The organism is Nonomuraea helvata (assembly GCF_039535785.1).
Classification (GTDB): Bacteria; Actinomycetota; Actinomycetes; order Streptosporangiales; family Streptosporangiaceae; genus Nonomuraea; species Nonomuraea helvata.
Window position 1 is genome coordinate 2952525 of sequence record NZ_BAAAXV010000009.1, and the last position, 20897, is coordinate 2973421.

General features: G+C 66.7%; 21 protein-coding genes. 9 read left to right on the forward strand and 12 right to left on the reverse strand.

Translation table 11 applies throughout. The features are described 5' to 3' along the window. The first annotated feature begins 55 nt into the window (after positions 1-55). Entirely contained in the window at positions 56-370 is a 315-nt protein-coding gene (locus ABD830_RS47185) for a helix-turn-helix domain-containing protein (RefSeq protein ID WP_345002007.1), read from the forward strand. A 284-nt stretch (positions 371-654) separates the two neighbouring features. On the opposite strand, the gene ABD830_RS47190 is transcribed toward ABD830_RS47185, so the two are convergent. Beyond that, positions 655-1143, reverse strand: coding sequence for a hypothetical protein (locus ABD830_RS47190; protein WP_345002009.1), 489 nt, complete (start codon positions 1141-1143; stop codon positions 655-657). Between the two features lie 438 nt (positions 1144-1581). Between ABD830_RS47190 and ABD830_RS47195 the strand changes: the two genes are divergently transcribed. Next, complete coding sequence (locus ABD830_RS47195; RefSeq protein WP_345002011.1) at positions 1582-1995, forward strand: NUDIX hydrolase; 414 nt, start codon at positions 1582-1584, stop codon at positions 1993-1995. A gap of 274 nt (positions 1996-2269) precedes the next feature. Then, entirely contained in the window at positions 2270-2788 is a 519-nt protein-coding gene (locus ABD830_RS47200; RefSeq protein WP_345002013.1) for an NUDIX hydrolase, read from the forward strand. 225 nt (positions 2789-3013) lie between these two features. Here ABD830_RS47200 and ABD830_RS47205 read toward each other — a convergent pair whose 3' ends face one another. Next, on the reverse strand, positions 3014-3604 hold the full coding sequence (locus ABD830_RS47205) for a site-specific integrase (protein WP_345002015.1): 591 nt from the start codon (positions 3602-3604) through the stop codon (positions 3014-3016). Further along, positions 3601-3963, reverse strand: a complete 363-nt coding sequence (locus tag ABD830_RS47210; protein WP_345002017.1) for a hypothetical protein — start codon at positions 3961-3963, stop codon at positions 3601-3603. The genes ABD830_RS47205 and ABD830_RS47210 overlap by 4 nt, the downstream gene beginning before the upstream one ends. A gap of 102 nt (positions 3964-4065) precedes the next feature. Here ABD830_RS47210 and ABD830_RS47215 point away from each other — a divergent pair, with 102 nt between their 5' ends. Together ABD830_RS47215 and ABD830_RS47220 are read left to right on the forward strand one after the other, a co-directional pair. Continuing rightward, positions 4066-4617: an RNA polymerase sigma factor gene (locus ABD830_RS47215; protein ID WP_345002019.1), complete on the forward strand. Its 552-nt coding sequence runs from the start codon at positions 4066-4068 to the stop codon at positions 4615-4617. Further along, complete coding sequence (locus tag ABD830_RS47220; RefSeq protein WP_345002021.1) at positions 4614-5399, forward strand: hypothetical protein; 786 nt, start codon at positions 4614-4616, stop codon at positions 5397-5399. The genes ABD830_RS47215 and ABD830_RS47220 overlap by 4 nt, the downstream gene beginning before the upstream one ends. Positions 5400-5788: 389 nt before the next feature. Here the strand turns inward: ABD830_RS47220 and ABD830_RS47225 are convergent, their stop codons facing one another. The 3 genes from ABD830_RS47225 to ABD830_RS47235 all read right to left on the reverse strand — a co-directional run bounded on the left by ABD830_RS47225 (position 5789) and on the right by ABD830_RS47235 (position 9008). Continuing rightward, positions 5789-7132 carry an MFS transporter gene (locus ABD830_RS47225; protein ID WP_345002023.1) on the reverse strand — a complete coding sequence of 448 codons (1344 nt, stop codon included), beginning with the start codon at positions 7130-7132 and terminating at the stop codon, positions 5789-5791. 404 nt (positions 7133-7536) lie between these two features. Further along, complete coding sequence (locus ABD830_RS47230) at positions 7537-8187, reverse strand: TetR/AcrR family transcriptional regulator (protein WP_345002025.1); 651 nt, start codon at positions 8185-8187, stop codon at positions 7537-7539. Further along, positions 8184-9008: a class I SAM-dependent methyltransferase gene (locus ABD830_RS47235; protein WP_345002027.1), complete on the reverse strand. Its 825-nt coding sequence runs from the start codon at positions 9006-9008 to the stop codon at positions 8184-8186. Before ABD830_RS47235 ends, ABD830_RS47230 begins: the two co-directional genes overlap by 4 nt. Positions 9009-9182: 174 nt before the next feature. Between ABD830_RS47235 and ABD830_RS47240 the strand changes: the two genes are divergently transcribed. Then, on the forward strand, positions 9183-9782 hold the full coding sequence (locus tag ABD830_RS47240; protein WP_345002029.1) for a hypothetical protein: 600 nt from the start codon (positions 9183-9185) through the stop codon (positions 9780-9782). Between the two features lie 2 nt (positions 9783-9784). Further along, positions 9785-10678 carry a hypothetical protein gene (locus ABD830_RS47245; RefSeq protein WP_345002031.1) on the forward strand — a complete coding sequence of 298 codons (894 nt, stop codon included), beginning with the start codon at positions 9785-9787 and terminating at the stop codon, positions 10676-10678. A 129-nt stretch (positions 10679-10807) separates the two neighbouring features. Here the strand turns inward: ABD830_RS47245 and ABD830_RS47250 are convergent, their stop codons facing one another. The 6 genes from ABD830_RS47250 to ABD830_RS47275 form a co-directional block, all read right to left on the reverse strand. After that, positions 10808-11044, reverse strand: coding sequence for a hypothetical protein (locus ABD830_RS47250; RefSeq protein WP_345002033.1), 237 nt, complete (start codon positions 11042-11044; stop codon positions 10808-10810). A gap of 48 nt (positions 11045-11092) precedes the next feature. Further along, on the reverse strand, positions 11093-12415 hold the full coding sequence (locus ABD830_RS47255) for an FAD-dependent oxidoreductase (RefSeq protein WP_345002035.1): 1323 nt from the start codon (positions 12413-12415) through the stop codon (positions 11093-11095). Then, on the reverse strand, positions 12412-12969 hold the full coding sequence (locus ABD830_RS47260; protein WP_345002037.1) for a TetR/AcrR family transcriptional regulator: 558 nt from the start codon (positions 12967-12969) through the stop codon (positions 12412-12414). The genes ABD830_RS47255 and ABD830_RS47260 overlap by 4 nt, the downstream gene beginning before the upstream one ends. Before the next feature lie 785 nt (positions 12970-13754). Continuing rightward, on the reverse strand, positions 13755-15389 hold the full coding sequence (locus tag ABD830_RS47265) for a cellulose binding domain-containing protein (RefSeq protein ID WP_345002039.1): 1635 nt from the start codon (positions 15387-15389) through the stop codon (positions 13755-13757). Between the two features lie 629 nt (positions 15390-16018). Next, positions 16019-16852, reverse strand: coding sequence for an SAM-dependent methyltransferase (locus tag ABD830_RS47270; protein WP_345002041.1), 834 nt, complete (start codon positions 16850-16852; stop codon positions 16019-16021). Positions 16853-17570: 718 nt separating this feature from the next. Further along, the gene (locus tag ABD830_RS47275) at positions 17571-18083 is read right to left on the reverse strand and encodes a MarR family winged helix-turn-helix transcriptional regulator (RefSeq protein WP_345002043.1); all 513 of its coding nucleotides are present in this window, start codon (positions 18081-18083) and stop codon (positions 17571-17573) included. A gap of 245 nt (positions 18084-18328) precedes the next feature. On the opposite strand from ABD830_RS47275, the gene ABD830_RS47280 reads away from it, so the two are divergent. Beyond that, positions 18329-20182: an extracellular catalytic domain type 1 short-chain-length polyhydroxyalkanoate depolymerase gene (locus ABD830_RS47280; RefSeq protein WP_345002045.1), complete on the forward strand. Its 1854-nt coding sequence runs from the start codon at positions 18329-18331 to the stop codon at positions 20180-20182. A gap of 376 nt (positions 20183-20558) precedes the next feature. Then, the gene (locus ABD830_RS47285; protein ID WP_345002047.1) at positions 20559-20858 is read left to right on the forward strand and encodes a hypothetical protein; all 300 of its coding nucleotides are present in this window, start codon (positions 20559-20561) and stop codon (positions 20856-20858) included. Positions 20859-20897: the final 39 nt, after the last annotated feature.

The following is a 20897-nucleotide window of genomic DNA, read 5'->3' on the forward strand; positions in this document are numbered from 1 at the left end:
AGAACAATCTGCCGTTACGGAGGGCGACGACATCTACCGAAAGGAGTCGTTTGTCATGGTCGGAGGACGCGGGCGTTCCCGTTCTCCCCGGGAGTTGGCCGAGGACCCGGAGAACTGGCCCCACGCGGATCTGTCCGGCCATCCGGCTGCCGCCGTCGTCCAGGCCATCGCCGCGGCTCTGCGAGGAGTGATGGCCGAGCGGGGGCTGAGTTTCCGCCGGTTGGCGGAGGTTAGTGGGGTGAACCGGCAGACCGTCAATGACGTGGTCGTCGGGCGTTGCTGGCCGGATGTGGCCACCATCGCCCAACTGGAGGCTGGCCTGGCCGTCCGGCTGTGGCCTACTTCGCACACCGGGACCGGTGAAAGCTGACCCGCGCCGGATCCCTTCTCGCCCTGGTGAGGGCATCGTCGATCCTTCCTGCCCCTGCCCTGCCGATCGCAGGGCAGGCGAAATCCAGGCTCGACGCCTCCCCCAAAGGACCCCATTTGAGTTACTCTCGGGAGTGCGCGAGCCACTGTCAGTTAGAACCTGGAGGGTGCTCACGCAACCTCGGGTGCCGCCGAGGGCCTAATCTCGGCGGCACCCTGCTCGTCTTGTCCGGCGCCCGCACGACCGTCGTTGTTGAGCGCCTGACCTGCGATGTGTCTCTTGCTCTATGCCTCGTCGTTGGCGACTCCCCCCAGCGCGTGGCCATTGATGTGCGGGGCGATGGAGAATAGGCCCGGCTCGTGCTGGGTCAGCCAGCCCAGCGCCGTCAGCCGCTTGAGCCGTGCTCGGGTGGTCTCCACCCGCCCCCGCACGTCGGGCTCGCCCAACGCTTGAGCCACTTCCTTGGCGCGCATCGTCCGCCCGGAACTCGCCATGATCACAACGACCTGCTTGTCGAGCCCGGTGACCGGTTTCGGCGCCGGCGCGGCTTCCTTCGGCGAGGTGTGCGTCGGGGCGTCAGGCGTTCCGTCAGAAGGCGCTTGCTCGGGCCGGGAACGCCCGGCCAGCATCGGCGCGACTATCCTTCGGGCGGTGGCCAGGTCGCGCAGTTGCTCTTCCAGGGTCGCCACCTGCTCACGCAGCGACTCAAGTTGCCCGCGGACGGACTCCTCGTCCGCAGCCAACTGCTCCAGCAGCGATGCTTCGCACGTCATGCTCGACCTCCACGTACTGGCGCTGTGCGTAACCCACAGGGAGTGTGCAGTCACACACAGTCACGCAGCGCCTGCAAACCGTACTGTAGATGGCTTTGCAGCTCGCGTGAAGAGACACATTTGCAACAGCCCTCACAGTCGAGCACAGCTCCACCTCCACGACTGCAAACCGCCTGAAGGCTCGACAGCGGCGCTGTACCGGCAGGGTTCAGTAAGATCGCAAACTGCTGTTGAGGATGAGCCGCTGCCTGCGACGCAAGGTGAAGGCTCCGGCGGCCTGTGGACGGGAAGGAAGAGACCATCCATCGTCAGGGAGTAATCGCTGAGCTGTCACTCTCCCGCTGTTCGGCACATTCAGGGACCCTGCCTCTCAGATCGGACACGTCATATGCGCCAGCCCTACACCGTGCTCGTTTTCCTTTCCGGATAACAGCGGGTATGCCGGAATACGCTCTCTTTCAGAGAGCGGATGATTCTCATTGGCAGAGCGTGGCCGGCGGCGTCGAGGAAGGCGAGGATCTGGAGAGCGCGGCCCGTCGCGAGTTCGCCGAGGAGACCGGCCTGCCTGCGGCAGGACCGCTGTTCAAGCTCGACATGGTAAGCGGAGTAGAGAAGAGTTGCTTTGCGGCGAGCAAGCTCTGGCCCGACAACCTCTATATCGTGCCTAAGCACTTCTTCGCCTGCGACGTCACCCGAGAAAAGGCTCAGATAGTGCTCTCCTCGGAGCATCGAGACACACAGTGGCTGCCGTATCAGGCCGCATACGAGTCGCTGCGTTACGACGACGACAAGACAGCGCTTTGGGAACTCGACCAGCGGATTCAGCGCCGAGACCTGCCAGGCGCTCCATAGCAGGCGACGTACTGCAGCAAGCGTCCACTCGTCTGCCCCCGTCGACGACGCGGCAGTACGGGAAACGATCACCACCCCTTCGGGAAGCGATCTTCTCGACGCTTTGCCGCTGTGGTGGATCGAGACCATCAGACAGACGAGCACCGCCCGGATCGGCACTCCCGCCGGTCCGGAGCGTGGGCCGAGTTGCGTCGATCACTGTCATGATGCCGGAGTCATCCGGCAGCCGGACGTGGCCAGTCCTTCTGCCCACAAACCTCAAGGGGAGAGCCACATGACACCTATTGTCCCTGCCCGGGACGGCGAGCGGATGCTGACGCATTCGAACGGCCAGGATTGGCTTGTGTCCTGGCACCCTGTCGACGACCCACAGGAAGGCAAGGCTCATGGAGCCGCCGGCATCTGCGTGACGGCTGCCAATGAGATGGTCCTGATCAGCCATGACGGCGAGCACTGGGGTTTCCCGGCCGGACGTCCTGAAGGAACAGAGACTATCGAGGAGACCCTTCGCCGGGAAATGCTTGAAGAAGCGTGCGTCACCGTCATCGGTAGCCGCTTGCTTGGATATTCCCGCAGCGAATGCGTGCGCGGGCGCGAGCTTGGCCTGGTCCTCATCCGCTCTTACTGGCGTGCGGAGGTCCGGCTGCAGGAATGGGAGCCGGAGTTCGAGATACGGCATCGGCGGGTGGTTCCCGAGTCCGAGGCGAAGAAATACGTCCGCGACCCCGACTTGGCCGCGACCCGGGTCTCCTTCCGTGCTCTGGACGAGGCAGTGGCAGGTGACGGCCCCTGACCCTCCTGAGCGCCATACCCGTCCGCCCGGGGCCCTCGCTGGATATGCCTCGGGAAGCGATCTTCGTCGCCTCGGGAAGCGATCTTCGATATACCCTCAGCGCCCCAGGCCAGACCTACTCGTGAACACCCCACCAGGAAGATGCAGGTGAGAAGGGTCTTCGGAGTAATCCGGAGGCCCTTTTCTCATGTCTGGAAGTCGATGGGAGCCATCTCAGTCGGACTCTCAACCCTTGGACTTCTCGCCGAAGATGGTGTTCATGGTGTGGGCGCCCTTGGTGATCACTGGTCTGAGCTGGTGCCGGTAGACCGCTTCCGTGAAGCTGGTGCCCGCGTGCCCGACGAGATCGGCGATGGTCTCGATGGGTACGCCTTGGTCACTCATGATGGAGACGAACGAGTGACGTAGTTCTCGGGGACTCCAGGCGGTTCCGAGTCCCGCTCGTTTGGTGATCTTGCGGAATGCCCGTCGTACGTTCGAGGCGTTCAACGGGGTGCCGACGCTCGTGCAGAACACCAGTCGGTGATCTTGCCAAGCCTCGCCGGCCTTGAGCTTGAGCACGGCTTGGTGGGTGTGGTGTTGCCGGAGCGCCTGCGCCGCGAGCTTGGGCAGTTCGAGCGTGCGGCGTGACTTGCGGGTCTTGGTGTCCCCTCCTTCTCGGTCGGCACGCCATACGTAGATGGCGAACTTCTTGTGCTTGAATCCCACCCCGGTCACCGGATGCCAGGTCTTGAGGCTCGGTATCCAGGCGACGACGTGATCCCAGCGCAGCGCCCGTGCCTGCTCGGTGCGGACTCCCGTGGTGAGGCTGATCACCACGTAGGCGTGGAGTTCGGAGACTTGAGCACGGCTTGTGCCTGTTGCTGCGTGAGTGCCTTGCTGGGCCGTCCATCCGTACCGGTGGGTGTGGTGACCAGCTCGGCAACGTTCCTGAGGACCATGTCGCGTGCCTGAGCTTGCCGGATGGCTCTCTTGAGCACGCTGTGGATCTCGCGGAGGGTGGTGCTGGCCAGCTTGCTGGCGAGCTGGTCAAGCCACTCATCCACGTGATCGGCACGTAGGTGCTGGAGTTTGATCTTCCCCAGTCCTGGGATGACGTGCGTCTCGGCGAGGATGCGTAGCTTGGTGATGCCGGGCACGATGATCAGCTCGGCGTACGAACTGGTCCTTGCCAAGCCACAGCTGCCCCTCTGTGCGTGTGAGCGGGGGAGGAAACACTGACGCAGATGCCGGACACCTAGTGAGGTGTTCCGCCACTCTTCGGCAAGGAGATACCTGTGCGAGATCCACGCGTGCCCCTCGGCGCGCGCGATCGTTTCGAGGCCCTCTACCGCGCCTGCTATCCGGCGATACAGCGCTACGCGCTCCGCCGTACCGATTCGGTGGACGACGTCGCCGATGTGATCGCGGAGACCTTTCTCGCCGCGTGGCGGCGGCTGGACGACGTTCCAGAGGGGGACGCCGCCCTGCTGTGGCTGTATGGAGCCGCCCGTCGCGTCCTGGCCAATCATCGACGAGGGGAATCGCGCCGCAGCGCGCTGGCCGCGCGGCTTCGCGGCGAACTGGCCGTCCGCCAGGAGCCCGCATCCGCCGATCCGCGAACCGAGGAGATTCGCGCCGCCTTCGCGGCCCTGAACCCCGCCTACCGGGAGGTGCTCGCCCTGGCCACGTGGGAAGGGCTGACCGGCCCCCAGATCGCCACGGTACTGGGCTGCAGCAACACCGCCGCCCGGCTGCGACTGCACAAGGCTCGTAAACGACTGGCCCGGCTACTCGGCACGACGGATGAAACCCCTGTCATGACCTCACTGAGCGGAGAAACCCGATGAACAAGATCGACCGCATGCTGGCCGCCATCGACCCGGCCTCCGAGCACAACGAACTCGTCCTGAGCCAGGGCATGGACGAACTCCTGGAAGAGATCGTCGCCACGCCGCCCGTGCGCCGTCGCGCGTCCTGGCTGCCGGGCAGGCGTGCCACCGGGCCGGGGCATGCCCACCCGTCCCCGGAGGTCACGGCGGCGGCGCCGCGGCACGGCCCCTCCCCGCTGCGCCGCCGCCTGCTGGCGGGGACGGCGGTCGCAGGCCTCGCCGCGGCTGTGGCGATCGCGGTGCCGTTGACCTTCGGGGCACAGAGCGCCGCGTACGCCGTGGTGAAGAAGGACGACGGCACCGTCCAGGTGACGGTCCGGGAGTTCCGGGATCCTGACGAGCTGGAGGTCAGGCTCAAGGACGAGGGCATCACAGCGGACGTGACCTTCACCGAAGCGGACAAGCAGTGCGCCCCTGGCCGCTTCGCCGGCGCGGACCTGACCTACGATCCGCCGAGCACCAAGAACATGACCGAACAGGAGCGCAAGGAGTTCGACAAGCCGGAGAACTGGCGCTCCCGGGACGCCGCCAGCCCGATCAACCGGAACACCTTCGTGGTCTCCCCGAGCTACATCCGGCACGGGGAGACGCTGGTGCTGGAGTTCCGGCCAGGTAACCACCTGGGAATGGCCTGGCGGCTCGGCACCTATCTGGCCAAGGCCGGTAGCCCGGTCGCGCCTTGCACCCTCGTGGACGCGGAACCCGATGCGGCAATGGTGAAGGAGATGGCCGGAAGCTGACATATGCCGATTGGGGTGCGGACGCCCGCCGCACCCCAACCGGCACTGCGCTCGTCAACCCGGCCCCTGGGCAGGGGGCGGGGCCTTGGTCTTCGGATAGGGCGGAAGCCGGATGGACGTGCGAGAAACGATCACTGTCTTTCCGGGAAGCGATCTTCGAACTGCCCGCTACATGCCGGTTCGGACTCACTCGTGAACACCCCACCCAGGAGCCGTTCTTGAAACGGCTGGACTGAAGTTGACGGGATCCCGTCTGATCGTTGAGATCAGGCGGGATCTTGTCGTTTCAGGGGTTCCTAATCGGGTTCGTCCTGGTGCGGGGAACCGCAGCGCGGGTGTCCGGGAAGGCCGGGGTGGTGTCAGCCGGGGCCGAGAAGGCGCTCAGCCCGTCACCGTCCCAGCGCCCGCGGGGAGCGAAGAGCGTGCGCGTGCACCCACCAGGCGAGCGGAAGTGCGATCAGCGCCACCGCCTGGATCGCGAGCAACGCCGCTACGATGCCCCAACGGTCTGCCACCAGGCCGGCTCCCAGGGCGACGAGCGCGTAGAGCACGCTGCCGAACAGCGACGCGAGCGAACCCATTGTCGCGCGTTCCCGGTCGGTGAACTCGCGCTGCAGCAACGTCTGCTGGGCGATTGTCGACATGCCGTAAGCCGGTGACCCAAGCAGCACGGGCGAAAATACCGTCGGCTTCAGCAGCGCCACGAAGTTGGCCATGTTGTCGAACAGCTCACCGAACAGCAGAGTGCGGGCTGCGCCCACCCGGCCGATCGTCCAACCACTGACGCGGAAGCCGACGAAGGCCACGCCGTGGCCGAAGGTGCGCCACAGACCCAGCGCCCAGAGCGGCCACAGCCCTGCCACGAAAACAGGCGACAACTGGGCCGCGCTTTCGCCGCTGTAACGCAGCGCCGACACCAGAGTCATCCGGCGGAGCACCGGATTACGGCGGATGCCGCGCAGGGCCGATCCGAGATGCACCAGCACGTTCGATTCCAGCGGGCCGCGCGCCCGCGGTTCCCTGACCCGCAAGGCGACGAGCACGCACAGCACCTGCGGCACGACCGACAGCACGACCACCACACGCGGCGACCACGCGCCGGCGACCACGCCACCTATGGCTGCCGCCAGCGCGAGCGCGATCTGGAACATCGAGTTCACCCGGCCTGAGTGCCGGGGAAACTCCTCCTCCCTGCCGGCTTCGAGCAGCGTGTCGTAGAGCAGAGACTCGTTGTTGCCGCTCCACAGTGAGGTCGCCAATCCCTCCAGCACGACAGCTGCCAGGAGGAGGCCGTAGCCCCAAGCGCCGGCGTACCCGAGATGGGCGGCCACCATGACGACGGCACCGGCGATCATCGTGCCGCGTCGGCCGAGGCGATCGGAGAGCACCCCGGTAGGGACTTCGAACGCTGCCGAAGACAGCATCTTCACCGCCAGGAGGCTGGCGGCGGCGGTGTACGAGCCGGTGACCTGCGCGAAGTAGATGACCATGATCGGCCCGTACATGCGGAAGTCGCCGAAGAAGTTGAACCAGCTCAGCAGGCGGACATTCCGGTTGACAGTCTGATCAGCGGAGTCCGGAGCGGGCGGAGCCGACCTCGGCCGTTGAGATTTCCTGCCGAACGGGGCAGCGATCAGGCGTTCGACCAGGACACGTGCGCGGAGCAGCGAAGAATGACGAGCGGACACAGCAGAACTCCCGGAAAGGCGAACGGAGACGCCAAACAGCGCCAAGGGCCGGTGATACGTGTCACCTCGCCCCGGCGACCGGGATGTGTGCCGACTTTGCTGCTACACGCGCGGCGTTACAAGCCTGCGATCGCGGTCACCAAGGGGCGAACGGAAGCTCCGGTCATCGTTGTAGACATCAATGCTCCTCAATTCCCCAGGCGGGCGGGATTCCGCAACAGCTACAACTCTAGCCACCGAGGGACCTACGTGTCCGAACATGCAGAACTGTACCGGCAGAGTTCGGGAAACGATCACTCCTCGCGCGGGAAGCGATCTTTAGAGCCCTCAGTCCGGCCAGGTCACCCACACTCGTGAACACCCCAGAACGTCTCCGCGCTGACCGCCGACCAGTTGCGCGGCCTGGGCCGCCGCGCTGTCTGAGCAGAGCAGGGCGAGAACGGTGGGCGTTACCTCGACGATTCTTGCCTCGGAGCAAGCGTGATGCCGTGGAGGCACGTGCTGACGAGGTGATCGACGAATTTCGGCGGGACCTCGATGTCGGCCACGGAGTCGCCCGTGAACAGACGGGGGAGGATCAGCTCATGGCACGCCCCGACGATCATGGTGGCGGCGGCATCGGGATGCGCTTCGGGACTGAGGCGGCCCAGGGCCTGCTCGGCGCCGAGGTAGGCGGTCAGCTCGGCGTGCAGGCCGCGGCCCTGGCCCATGGGGTTGCCCAGCTCAGCGAAACGGGCCAGAACGGCGGGCTGCGCCAGCAGGCCGGCGAAGGCGGGCAGAATCGCCAGGTGAAGCCTGACGCCGTACGTGACGTAAGCGCGCAGATTGTCCTCCAGATCGCCGTGACCCGCACGGCTCGGCAGCGGGGGGAGGCTCTGTTGGACCGTTCGGACGTGCGCGTGCAGCGCCAGGGCGAGCAGTTCCTCCTTGTCGGCGAAGTGGTTGTACAGCACCCCGTCGGCCACCTGGGCCTCGCGGGCGATCGCCCGGACCGTCAGATTGGCGGCGCCGTGCCGGCCGAGCAGGCGTTCGGCGGTCGCGACGAGATGCTCGCGCAGCGTATGGCCCTCCCCCAGAGCGGCGGCCTTGCGGGCGCTCACGGGCGGGTCGCCGTGATCAGGTAGGCGGCGCCGCGCAGCCGTACGGCATCAGCCTGCCCGTAAGGGAGAAGAGCGTCGACGAGCGCAGCACGAGCGCGCGACGCGGCGGTGGCATCGACTCGATCGAGCAGGAAACGGACGGGCCCCCAGGCGGCCAGGAAATCGGCGGCGTCCTGGGCGTCTCTGCCCCATACCTGCAACGCCTCGACAGGCGTCGCCGTCACGCCGGTGAAGCCCGCCGCGGTGAACACCTCATGGATCCGGATCGGATCGGACAGCGAGGTCGGCCCGTCTCCGTCCGGCACGGGCTCGGGCTTCGGCAGGTGGCAAGCCATGGCGGCGAACACGGGGCCGAGGTCATTGTCGGCCATGCCGCGCAAGCTCAGGAAGGCCACGCGACCGCCTGGCCGCAGGGCGCGGGCGATGTTGGCGAAGGCGGCCACCGGATCGGCGAAGAACATGATCCCGAAGCGGCTGATGGCCAGGTCGTACGAGTCTGCGGGAAAGGGGTGAACTTGAGCGTCGCCCTGCTCGAAGTCGATGTTGGCGACACCCTCATCGGCCGCAGCGGCGCGGGCCCTGCCCAGCATTGGCGCCGACAGGTCGACACCTGTGACGTGCCCGGCGCGCCGGGCGGCCAGCCTGCTCACCTGACCGTTGCCGCACCCCACGTCGAGCACTCGGTCCCCCGCCCTGACGCTCTGCAGCAAGTAGTCGTTGAACCCGCTGTTCACGGCGTCGTACCGATCATGGTGGTCGGCCCAGTGCTTACCCTCGTAGCCGTTCCAGGCCTCGGCTTGATGGGTGTTGACGATCGTCATGTCGGCTCCTTATGAACGAACGTTCATGAACATTTGTTCATAATGATGGACGACTGATCCTCCGTCAAGCGCCACAATGGCCACTGAAGTCAGCCACTGTGCATCCCCTGTTGCGAGTTGATTCACCTTTTCGATCTTTTTGGCGACCCTGGCGAATGCCTAGATTGCTCATCCATGCGCAAGTCAGCACTAGCTCTGGTGTTCGCCATCGTGGCGTCACTCTCGGCCGGGCTCGCGGCCGCCACCCCAGTGGTTGCCAACACATTTGGCTTCTACGCCTACCACCCCACCTGGTGCTGCCCCAAGACGGACAACCGCGACGTCTACTGGAACGGCTCCACCCTCACCAGCAACATGATCACTGCGGCCGACTACGGCATGGCCAACCTTGACTACCAGACCGACCTGAGAATCGGCGGTTACGACAGCACCGCGGGCACGCACACCGATCTGGTGATGTACGACGCCTACTACACCGACTACTGGGGCAAGGACTGGGACGGCTCGAGCACGGGCGTCAACATCACCGCATCCACCAAGTGCGTCAGAGCCCTCTACCAGATCGGCGGAGAGTACCTGTGCGACCGCGCCGAACTCCGCTTCGACCTGGCCGACATGACCAGCTCGACCGTCCGTAAGAAGACGGCCTGTCACGAGATCGGGCATGCCATCGGCCTCGGGCACACCAATCTGACCTCCTGCATGAAGCAGGGCACATCCACCACCCAGACCTACAGCAGCCACGACCGCTCGCACGTCAACGGGGCGTGGTAACCATGAAGAACCGCTTCGCGGTGATCCTCACCCTCGTCGCCGCCATCGCCACCGGCACCCTCGCAGGCACGTTCCTCAACAATCCGGAACCCTCCTTCTGGCAGCGGCTCAGCTACGGCGTCAGCATGTCCGACGGGGACTACCTGTTCGACTCGGTGGCCGACATCGTCCCCGGAGCGCCTGACTCCGGTGCCTTCAAGGCCGCCGGAGCGCTCGTCCAGGGCACCGTCGTAGACATCGAGCCAGGCATCGCCTTCGCCTCCGACGACTCGGCGGGCGGCTCGGCCGTCGTGGCCTACGACAGCGAGGCCGCGGCCATGCGTTACGCCAGCCTGGTGGTACGCGTCGACAAGGTGCTGGCCGGCCGGCTCGGCCAGGGCTACACCGACGGCAAGATCCGGATCCAGGTCGAGCAGCCGGTCACCACCACGCTCGCCGAACTCAAGGAGTCCATGGGTACGGCGGGCACAGGTCTGATGTTCGTCCACAACCTGGCGGAACGGCAGCAGCTTCTCGGTCGCCCCATCACCGACGCCACCCAGCTGGCCTATGCTCAGTCCGTCTACACGCCGATCGGCGAGGGTCTTTTCGTCGAGGAGTCGGCGGGCAGCCCCGTGATCGCACCGCTCATGGACGGCCAGCGCGCGGCGCAGCTCCTCGGGTACACCTATGTCTCCGAGGACGGCGAAGCAGAGCCGTCTCCCTCGCCGACGTGCGACGACCTCATCGACCCCTGCTACACGCCGACGAGCAAGCCTTCGGCTACGGCGACCTCGGTTCCCGCGGGCGGCACCGAGCCGGCGAACAGCACGCCGCCGAGCCTGACGACCCTGCGCACGACGCTGGTCACCGCGGCCTGCGCCGAGGGGACGGCGGTGGACTCCTCCTCGTGCTGAGCCGGCCGACCTGGCCTCGGCCTTTACGACGACCGGGCCGCCCCCGTATCTGATCGAGTCGCCGATCCGCAGCAGGCACCCCTATGCCAGTTGAGCAGCTCCAATGTCGCGGTCCTCGCCCTTGCGGTGCTAGCCGCACACATCCCACCGGTAGGGGACGTAGGGGATGTAGTGCCGCCACTCGGCCTCGGTCAGCGACCGTCCCGCTCTCGCGCAGACGGCGTTCGCGGCGCGTGCGGGGTCGGTCGAATAGTCCAGCAGGTCCCGTCCGTCGCTGGTCGCGTGGAGCGTCCCGTCCGAGTCGAAGGCCAGCGACTCGGCGTTGGCAGGGCCGGCGAACGGCGGCCCTGCCTGCTGGCCGGTCATGGTGTCCCACAACCGAATCTCACCGGACGTGAAGCGTTCACCAGATCACTATCGGCGCTGAGGAGTCGTGGGTGTCGTCGGCGTGGGCTCGTGGTTCGGTCGGGTTTCCGCCTGCTCCCATGCGCGGGGTTCGCTGATCTTTGCCCAGCTACTGCCGAACGTCATTCGGCGCAGTGGCGCAGCCATGCTGCACAGACGGAACCAGCTGCGAGAGAAGAATACGTCGATCGGGTTACTCATCAGACCCTGGCGGAGGGTCTTCATGGCCAGGTCGACCGCTTGGAAGCCGTATTCGCGCATCTCGGCTTCGTACTCGCCGATCATGTCGCGTAGGGGCGCCTCGCCTCTGACGGCCTGCGACAACTGGTGAGTGAGCAGGGCGGCGTCGCGCAGGGCGGTGTTGGCGCCGTTGCCGCCTGCAGGCGGCATGCCATGCATGGCGTCGCCGAGCGCGGTGACCCGCGAGGGTGTCCAGGGCACCGGCCGGTCCGAGGCCTGGAACGGGAAAGCGCTCACGTCGTTGACTGGGCACTCGTCGATCAGCCGGCGTAGCAGCGGGTGCCAGCCGGTTGCCAACTCGGCTATGTGAGCCTTGAGCCGGGCGCCGTCGAGACGCTCGGGGTGTGGCGGGAACTGGTCGTTGCGGGCGACGAAGGCGCACAGCAGGTAGTCGTCCCGGCCGGGTTGTTGACGTTCGAACACGGAGGTGAAAAGAAAGTACGGCGCGCCGGTCAGGACAAGGTTCATGCCCTGACCGAGCCGTGCGGGCAGCCAGGCCCGGGTGTCATCGTCAAGTGGCAACTTGAGTCCGACTCCAAACGCGCGGGCGTCGCGGCGGGTGGCGGCGGGCAGGTACTGCGATCGCAGGCGAGAGTTGATCCCATCGGCGCCGATGAGGACGTCGCCGGTGGCCGAGGTGCCGTCGGCGAAGTGGGCGGTGGGACGGCCGTCAGCGGCGAGCTCGTAGCGTTCGAAAATCTTGCCGTAATGGACGACGTCGGCGAGCCCATCGAGGAGGATGCCACGCAGCGTGTGGCGGTCGACGGGATAGGACCGCTCGGCGGGATCAGCGGTCTCCGGGTACATGATCGCGTCCTCGACAACGACCAGCGGGCGCAGGTCGGTGCGGAGGAAGCCGAAGCCGCCGCCGGGGCGCCCCGCGGTGTCCAGGAACGCCTGCCACCGCTGGTCCGGCAGGCAGGCACGCAGCGATCGGCTGCCTGCCGGGGATATGGCGAGCCGGTAGCGGTCCACGCGGTCGTCGCGGTGCGTGTCACGCTCGTACACCGCGACCTTGACGCCGTTTTTGCGTAAGCCCTGCGCGAGCGCAAGGCCGCCGATGCCGCCACCGATGACGACTACATTGATCACGCTCGGGCTCCTGTTGAGAAAAGGTCGCACAGCTGCTTGGCGACGGCCTCGGCCGTCTCGGGACGCAGGCGACTGCCTTTGAGGGTGGCGATCACCAGCTCCACACTGGCGTTGACGTCGAGATCCACTGACCAGATCCGTTGCTCGACGCCTTCTTCGAAGATCGCCACGAGCGCGTCTCGCCAGCCCTGCTCGTCGCGTTTGATGGTGGCCGCCATGGATGCGTCGCGGCGGGCACGTAGATCAAACTCGTCGAGCACGATGAACAGCTCGGGCCGCTCCACCACTGCCGCGGCGATCTCACCCAGGTGGCGGCGCAAGCGCGCCGCGGGCTCCAGGGCAACATGCATGGTCGCCTCGAACTGGCTGGTGACGTGCTGGAGCACCGCGGCAATCAGATCCGCCTTGGTCGGGAAGTAGTGGTGCAGCGTGGAATGGTCGATGCCCGCAGCGGCAGCGATCGGGCGCAACCGGAAGCCTTCGAAGCCCCGCTCTGCAATCGCCGAAAACGCCGCATTGACCAGCGCCTGCCGGCGGTCGACCTGTTCGGCCATCCCACACACCTCACTATCAACCAACTGCTTGGTGGAGCGTAGTGCATGGCAGCAAACGCGGTCAACCAACTGGTTGATGGATTACTCCGCCTTCGGCGGCCGTGAGGCACAACCGACATCGGGTTCGTTCTGGTTTGGGGTCCGCGGAGTGTCGGCGAGTGTGACGGGCTCGTCTGGGCTCGTGGGTGTGGCGCCACTGATCGAGGAAGTGGTCGTCGGCGACCGCGACGAGCAGCGCGACCAGGATGGTCTGGGCGACGCGTCCGTGGGCGAGCCGGTTCTCGGGGTCGCGAGATCGAGGTCGTGTCCCTTGAGTCTGCCGTTGAGGCCCTCGGTGTTGGCCGGACGGACTTGTGGGTTTCCGATCCAGGCAGGATTGAGGTAGGCCAGGTCCTGGCGGAACTCATCGAGGTGGGCGAGGTCGTCCTTGCGGATGGTGATGGTGTGTTGGTGGCAGATCCTCGGCAGTTCGTCGGCTTTCAGGTCGGGCTGTGGGGGAAGGACGCGGGGTTTGGCCGCCGGGTGAGCGGCTCGTTGCCGGGTGTTGTTGAGGTCGACCGCGGTTGGTCGGTTGGGTCTGCGCTGGTGGAGGCGGGGCGAGCCGGTCGGGCATCAGTGGGCAGGCCAGGGAGCCGTCGACGGGCAGGGATTCCCAGATGGCTCGATCGGAGCGGTCAGGTGAGCGGGCGCGTCCATCGTCCCCGCACTTGAGCGGCAATGCCGCGCTGCTCGCGATGGGGCCGCCCATACCGGCGGGTGCCGGTGTGGGCGGCCTTGAATGGCGTTTACGGGCCGGTGCAGGTGTATCCGGATGGCAGGGCCGTGTTGCCGTCGGGACGGCTGGCCTGGAAGCCGAAGCTGGTGGTGCTGGCTCCGGGGGCCAACGTGCCGTTGTGGCTCACGCTCTTGGCCGTGACGGTCTGCCCGCTGGTGGTGACGGTGGCGTTCCATGAGCCGGTCAGCGTGTGCCCGGCCGGGAGCGTGAAGGTGACCGTCCAACTGGTGATCGTCGAGGTGCTGGTATTGGTGATGGTCAGCGGTTGGATCACGTAGCCGGTACCCCACTGGGACTGCACGGTCGGCGTGGCCGTGCAGGTTCCGGTGGTGTCGCCGCTGGTGGTGACCTGGACCGTGTTGGACACCGGCGAGAGGTTGCCGGCGGCATCCCGCGCGCGGACCTGGTAACGGTAGGTGGTGCTCGGGGTCAGGCCCGTGTCGCTGAACGAGGTCGTGGCCGAGGTGCCGACCTGGGCGAAGGTGCCGCCGGTGGCCCCGGGTGCGCGCAGGATGTCGTAGCCAGTCACTCCGACGTCGTCAGTGGAAGCGGTCCAGGACAGGTTGGTGCTGCCGGTGGTGGTGCCGGAGGCCGCCAGCCCGGCCGGGGCGGTCGGTGGCGTGGTGTCGCCTCCGGTGGAGGCCGTGGTGAACGTGACGAGCGCGGAGTTGGCCGACAGGTTGCCCGCGCCGTCCCGTGCTCGTACGTAGACCTGGTATTGGGTTTCGGCGGTCAACCCGGTCAGGGTGATCGAGGTGGTGGTGGACTGGCCGAGTAGCGGGTCGGTGGCGCCCTGCTCCCGGTAGACGTTGTAGCCGGCCAGGCCGGAGCCGCCCTGGTCGGTGGATGCCGTCCAGGTCAGGGCGGCACTGGTAGCGGTCACGTTGGAGACGGCGGGAGTGCCCGGAGCGGTCGGCGGAGTGGTGTCGTTCGTGCCCTGGAACTGGTTGAAGAAGTTCCACACCACTCCCTTCGTCCAGGTCCGTGCGCCGTCGTCGGCGGTGGACCCATCCACTGGACCGGGGGTGTGACCACCGTCGAACGCCGCCCATACGACCGGGTACCCGGATCGGCATCCCGAGTAGGCGGTGACGATGTGCGTCAGGCTGCCCTGTGCCGGCTCGCGGGGGTTTTGGGAAGTGCAACCGTTGTTCCTGACGAACGTGTCCCGCAGCGACCGGCCCAGCGAGATGTTAAGGACGTTGTCGCTGATGCCGTGTAGCCCGATGTAGGCGATGGGCTGGGTGCCGCCGCTGCATCCGCTGAGCTGTGCGCCGGAGTAGACCGCGACCGCGCGGAAGACCGTCGCCCGGGCGCAGGCCAGGGCGTAACTCATGCCGCCGCCGTAGCTGAAACCTCCGGCGAACAGCTGCGTGGTGTCGACACACAGGTCTGCTTCGATCAGCCTGATCATGTTGTCGACGAAGGTCAGGTCTTCGCCGCCGGAATTGGCCCAGCCGTTGTTCAGCCCCTGGGGGGCGACGAAGATCGCGGTGTTGTTCGCCAGTTGCCTGAGCCCGTAGTAAGACCAGGTGAATCCGCTGGACCCGCCCGAGTCGACGTCGTTGGCGGTGCCGCCGTTCCAGTGGAACCCGAAGATCAACCGGTAGGGGTTGTTGTTGTTGTAGTTGTCGGGAATTCTCAAGATGAAGGAGCGAGTCCGGCCGCTGCTCTGAATCGACTGCGTGCCACTTCTGAGCGTTGGAGTCTTGCCGCATCCTGGCGTCGCTGCGGCGGCGGTCGCCGCGCGTGACGTGGTTTCGCTGCTGCTCAGCGCCGTGCCACCGGTGGCCACCACGAGAAGCGCCGCGACCATGACAGCGGCGAAGACGGATTTACGCCGCAACATCACTCACCTGCCTGTGGCACCGCCGGGAAGGGCGCTGCCAGGGCCTCGGTTAGCGTTAACATGAGGTTGATCAGTCCTCTCATCCGTGCAGACTTGGTGGCGGTTGGAGAGCGTGACCGGAAAATCGTGTTATTGCTAACGTCGCTCTGCCGCGCCTGCCCTCCGCCGATGGGTGGTGCGACGGAGCAAATACGAGGCGTGCAGGCCCCGTCAAGGCGTGGCCCGCTCCTCTGTCGGGACGAGCGGCGACCCATGCCTGTCTTGCTGGCACGTATCGAATCGTTCACCCGCAGACATGCTGAAAGTTTCAGGGCAACAAGCGTGCTACACCTGGCGACGCCGAGCACCGCCCCGCCGCCGGCCCGTCGAAAGGTTCCACGGCCTGGGCCCAATTCTTTCGGTAACACGGGCTCCCGCGAGGGATGTCAGGGCTTGACCGCGATGCCGCCGTACGCCCAGGCGTGGCCCCCGCCCGGGATCGGCTCCTGGTATTCGTCCTCGTCAGGACGCCAGTCCACCACTTCCACCACTCCAGGGCTGATCAGCCGCCAGCCGTCAAAGAATCGCAGGACGTCGGCGCGCGTCCGGGGGACCATGCGGGCCGCACTGTTGTCGTACGGCTTGCTGAATTCGTCGCTGCTGACCTGCGGGGCGAAGTCGAGCGTGATGTGTGAGAGCAGCAGGTGGCTGCCGGACGGCACCGCCTCCTTGAACTGCTCGACGCTCGCGTACGGATCCTCGGCGTCGGCGACGAAGTGCAGAACCCCGGCCATGATGAGGGCGATCGGCCGGCTGAAGTCGAGCACGCTCAGCACGTCGGGATGGGTCAGGATGTCCTGCGGCCGGCGCAGGTCGGCCTCGATCACCTCGGTCACGCCGGTGGGACTGCTGGTCAACAGGGCGCGGCCATGTGTCAGAACGATCGGGTCGTTGTCGACGTAGACCACGCGAGCGTCCGGGATCGCCTCCTGGGCGATCTCATGGACGTTGCCCAGCGTCGGGAGGCCCGCGCCGATGTCGAGGAACTGCCCGATCCTCGCCTCGCCGACGAGATGGCGCACCGCACGCCGGAGGAACGCCCGGTGAGCCCGGACCCCCTCACGCGTGCCGGGGGAGATCGCCACCAGTTGCTCGGCCGCCTCCCGGTCGGCCGCGAAGTTGTCCTTCCCGCCCAGCAGGTAATCGTAGATCCGTGCGGGATGGGGAATCATGGGGTTGATCCGCCACGGTGCGGCATCGGGCTCGATCAGCTCGGACATCTGGTCCCTGCGCTTTCTGGCATGGCATAGGAGGGCCGCTCCCGTGCCTCCGGGAAGCGGCCTGTTAACGATAAAGAATTACTGCCCGACTGTGGGGGGTTGGCGGGAAACGGCGTCGAAACTTGCCACAGCGACGCCCCGATCGTTTCGATGCGCGCCGACTCGCTCCGGTAGCGTCCGTGGGCCCCGGGCCCTCCCACGTGAAAACTTCGCCGAGGTGACTGGCCTGCAGGGGGCGGCGGGCGCTGAACGTTTCACTTCTCGATTGCTCCGCACTAGGCCGATCGGCATCGTCCGGCGGAAGAGTCTTGACACAGGGCGCTCTCCTCATGTTCGCCCGGCACGGCGCTTTGCATGAACATTAACCGCTCGCTCGACCTTGTGAAATTTCCGCGCCAGAGGGTTGTAGTCAGCCCGGGAATGTTAGCGCTCCCAGCAACAACTGATCCACTGATCGCCGACCGTCCGGAACGCGGCCGGCTCCGGCCGTGACCACAGCCTCCGGACGGGGCCGCGCCGTCCGGATCCCGCGCGATCGCGTGACAGCCCGTCCCTCCACCCCAGGACTGAGGAGCCGCCACGATGACCGGACCATCAGCGCCTACGGGCCGGGAGACGTCCGCGGAAACGACCCCAACGCCGTCACCGTCCTGTGGTTGGTCGAGTACGGCGCTGGCTGCTGCTTGTGGTCCATGGCGGGCCATGGACCACCCTATGGCTAGGGCGACGGCGGTGGCTTCTGCGAGCGAAGGACTGGGGTCAGGGCCTGCGTGTCCGGGTGGAGGGCTCGGGCGCACAGCGTGAGCGTTTCCGCGATTGTCGTGCGGTCCGGGTCGTCGATCTCGGCGAGCATGACGGCTTCGATGCTGTCGAGGGAGCGGTCGCATCGCCGGAGGGTGCTCAGGCCTTTCGGGGTAAGGCGGGTGCGCAGAGCGCGGCCGCCACGGGGGTGCGGGTCGCGGCGGATCAGGCCGCGTTGTTCGAGATCGCGGATGACCAGGTTCATCGCCTGCGGGGTGACGAAGGCGATGCGGGCCAGGTCGGCCGAGGATGGGGCGTCGCGCAGGCGCAGCTCGCTGAGCGCCATGTATTCGGTGGTCGTCATGCCGTGCCGGGCGAGCGCTTCATCCAGGCAGGCGCGGATGCGGCGTTCCAGCCGGAACACCAGGTAGCTCACACGGGGCGGCGGTGCGTCCGGCGCAGCGGCCGCGGGGACACCCGGATCGGTCACCAGGAGACGATATCGCGCCCCGTCAGAACGGGCCCCGATGTAAGTTTCGCGCACCGTTATCAAGGTCCTTGATAACAAGTTACTTGATAACCAGGGGAAACAGCTTTCTGCCAGGTGAACTGGCGGGCATACGCACCAAGCGTGCATTGACGGTGGATCGTGGCCCTTCTATTTTCCAGCGACCGACGTCAATACGCGGCGGACCGATCCGCGGCGCGCCGCGGATGCGGAGAGGAGGAGCGCGAATGAGACGATTGACCACGGTGCTGGCTAGTGCCTGCGCCGCGGCGCTCTTTGCCGTCATGACCGTGGTACTCGGATCGCCGGCCGTCGCCGCCACTCTGGTGGAGGTGACCAGCTTCGGCAACAACCCGGGCAACATGCGGATGCACGTCTATGTGCCGGACTCGCACCCGGCCTCGCCGGCGATCGTGGTTGCGATGCATGGCTGCGGCGGCTCCGGTCCTGGCTTCTACCAGGGCAGTGAGTTCGCCTCGCTGGCGGATCGATATGGCTTCATCGTCATCTACCCGACCGCCACCCAGTCGGCAGGGTTCGGCAACTGCTTCGACACCTGGTCGGACGCGGCCAAACAGCGCGGCGGCGGCAGCGATCCGGTCTCGATCATCTCAATGATCAACTATGTCGAGCGGAACTATCAGGGAGACCCGAACCGGGTCTACGCCACTGGAAGCTCGTCCGGCGGCATGATGACCCAGCACATGCTCGCCGTCTACCCGGACGTGTTCAAGGCAGGGGCCTCCTTCATGGGTGTGCCCTTCAACTGCTTCGCCGGCGCCTCCGACTATCCGCCCGGAAGCAGCAGGTGCACCGGCGGGAGCATGGACCGAACACCCCAGCAGTGGGGCGATGCGGTCCGCCAGGCGTACCCGGGATATTCCGGCCCCCGCCCGCGCATGCAACTGTGGCACGGCACCAGCGACACCCTCGTGCCCTACTCGCTGCTGCGAGAGTCGATCGAGCAGTGGACCAATGTGTTCGGGCTGAGCCAGAACCCGACCAGCACCGACACCCCGCAGGCGAACTGGACCCGCAGCCGGTACGCCAATCCGTCCGGCACCGTGCAGGTGGAGGCGTACAGCATCCAGGGCGCCGGGCATGTTCTTCCGCAGAGCGGTATGGCCCGCTACGCCATCGAGTTCTTCGGCTTGACCACCAGTCCGGCCGACACCACGCCGCCGAGCACGCCAGGCACCCCGGTCGCGTCCAACGTGACCGCCTCCACTGCCACACTGACCTGGACCGCGTCCACCGACCAGGGCGGCTCCGGCTTGGCCGGCTACAACATCTACCGGGAGCAGGGCGCCACCGACCCGCAGCTCGGCCAGTCCACCACCGCCTCGATCACCTTGACCGGGCTGAGCGCCAACACCCAATACCAGGTGTACGTACGGGCGCGTGACGGCGCGGGCAACCTGTCGGGCAACTCCGTGCCGGCCACCTTCACCACGGCCGCCACCGGAGGCGACACCACGCCGCCGACCGCCCCGGCCGGGCTCACCGCCTCGGGCACCACCGCAACCGGCACCAGCCTGACCTGGACGGCCTCCACTGACGACACCGGTGTGACCGGCTATGAGATCCTGCGCGCTCCCGGCGCGACGGGCGGCACGTTCACCCTGGTCGGCACCTCGGCCACGACCTCATTCACCGACACGGGCCTGACCGCGAACACCACCTACCGCTACCAGGTCCGGGCGCGCGATGCCGCTGGTAACGTCTCACCGATCTCCAACACCGTGCAGATCACCACACAGGGAGGCACGACCGGTGCCTGCTCGGCCACCCCGACCGTGCAGTCCCAGTGGGGCAACGGGTATGTGATCCAGCCGCTGACCATCACCAACACCAGCACCTCGACGATCACCAGCTGGACCGTCACCTTCACCCTGCCGGCCGGGCACACCCTGACCGGCTCGTGGAACGCCACCGTGACCACCAGCGGCCAGACCGTCACGGTCAGAAGTGTCAGCCACAACGGCACGCTCGCGCCGGGAGCCAGCACCACCAGCTTCGGCTTCCAAGCGAGCAGGCCCAACGGCAATACCGCCCTGCCGTCCGGCTACACCTGCGCCTGACCGTCAGCGCACTTCCCTGATGACGGCCCCGGTCGTTGACAGGTGGGAGCGGGCCGTGATCAAGGGATCCGCGTCGGCGGGAGAACCGGCTGCGTACCGCCATCGTGCTGTGCCGGCCGGGCGACCAAAATCCCGCGCGGGCCAGCTCGGGGCCGTTCTTGAAACAGCTGGATTGAGGTTGATGGGATCCCGTCCGATCATCTGAATCGGACGGGATTTCGTGTTTTCCGAGGTCTTCGGATCGTTGGGCGGGCTGGTTCTGGCTCGTGTGGCGTTCGTGGCGAAGGGCGCTGGTGGTGTTGACCGCTGGGAGCGCGTGGAGGGCTGGCGGGCGGGCGTGCGGGTCTCGGGGCCCGGGTGCACCCGAGGAGAGCTCATGATCACCGTGCAAGACAGAGAGTTCAAGACCGTCCAGGAGCTGATCGGCGAGCTGCTGATCACGCGTTCCGACCTTGTCTGGGACAACACCTTCGGCTCGGCGCTGCAGGAACTGGACGCGGCCGACACCGTCATGACCGACTACGAGGAGCTGCTGCAGCATCTGCGCACGTACGCCGCCAAGGCGCCGCGGAACCAGGTCTACGACCTGCCGCTGGAGATGCTGGAGCTGTTCACCCGGCCCGCCGCACAATTCGCCAAATCCGCCGGAAGAGGCCAGCGGTCGTGCGGGCCCTGAGGCCGGCTCGTTCGACTCCGACGAGCCATGACGCACCCT